This is a genomic window from Bradyrhizobium cosmicum, from assembly GCF_032290525.1.
In the GTDB taxonomy this organism is placed as follows: domain Bacteria; phylum Pseudomonadota; class Alphaproteobacteria; order Rhizobiales; family Xanthobacteraceae; genus Bradyrhizobium; species Bradyrhizobium cosmicum_A.
Genome location: NZ_JASXTA010000175.1, coordinates 1 through 281, shown reverse-complemented (window position 1 = coordinate 281; position 281 = coordinate 1). Strand labels below are relative to the sequence as shown.

Genomic DNA, 281 nt, shown 5'->3' with positions numbered 1-281 from the left:
GTCCCCACTCCAGCGCAACAATCCGCGCAACCCCCGCATCGAAATCAACTCACGCGTTCCCTCACTGCAACTCGATGTTGGCGGACTTGATCACCGCGGCCCACCGGTCGATTTCCTCGCGCATGTAAGCGGATGACTTGTCGATCGGGCCGCCGAAAATACCGGCGGACAGTTTCTTGAGCTGATCCTGCACCTGAGGCTGGCGCAAGGCCTCGTTCACATCGGCATTGATCTACTCGACGATGTCTTTCGGAGTTTTGGGCGGCGCTACGATTCCGTAC

At 58.7% G+C, this 281-nt stretch carries 1 protein-coding gene; it reads right to left on the bottom strand.

The genetic code is table 11. The features are described from left to right. Positions 1 to 61: 61 nt before the first annotated feature. Positions 62 to 220, bottom strand: a complete 159-nt coding sequence (locus tag QSV46_RS39555; RefSeq protein WP_314964069.1) for a hypothetical protein — start codon at positions 218 to 220, stop codon at positions 62 to 64. Positions 221 to 281 lie beyond the last annotated feature (61 nt).